The organism is Clostridium senegalense JC122 (assembly GCF_000285575.1).
GTDB classification, from domain to species: domain Bacteria; phylum Bacillota; class Clostridia; order Clostridiales; family Clostridiaceae; genus Clostridium_J; species Clostridium_J senegalense.
Genome location: NZ_CAEV01000140.1, coordinates 1 through 596, shown reverse-complemented (window position 1 = coordinate 596; position 596 = coordinate 1). Strand labels below are relative to the sequence as shown.

Sequence of the window (596 nt, the reverse complement as noted above, 5' to 3'; positions counted from 1 at the left end):
ACAGACATACATTGAATTTAATGGAATAGCAATAAAGCCAGCAGCAATTGTTTTTTTTATTAATAGGTTTAACAAATATATATTTATCACATGTTTTTAAAGAAGGAAAAAGAATTAAGGAAGAAAATGATTTAATAATATAAAATTGAGGTTTATGAGGTGGATATAATGAAGAAAAAAATAAAAAGTCAAGAATGTGTATTATTTATTTTATATATTGCATTTTTTACTATAAGTTGTTTAACAATAGTGTTTACAGTTAAAAATTTGAGATATTTCTCTGCTAATAGCAATGATTCTATTGAAGTTATTTTGAAAGTTTTAATGATGGTAAATTATGCTTTTTTATCTTATGTTTTGATAAAGATAGTAAAATGTGATATTTATACAATATTTTCAGTAGAAAATGGTAATAATTTTAAAAAATTAGGATATGGTATGATATTTTTATCAATAATAGAAGGAATACTTAATTTTTCTACTGGGGGTCATTTTCATATTTTATCATATGGAAACAGGTCATTAAAAGCACCATCAATTATATTTTTATAATAGGTTTAACCAATATATATTTATCATATATTTTTAAAGAAGGA

At 21.3% G+C, this 596-nt stretch carries 1 protein-coding gene; it reads left to right on the top strand.

Going from position 1 to position 596, the window contains the following annotated elements; translation table 11 throughout:
• Positions 1 to 168: 168 nt before the first annotated feature.
• On the top strand, positions 169 to 552 hold the full coding sequence (locus CSGHG_RS19245) for a hypothetical protein (RefSeq protein WP_010291500.1): 384 nt from the start codon (positions 169 to 171) through the stop codon (positions 550 to 552).
• Positions 553 to 596 lie beyond the last annotated feature (44 nt).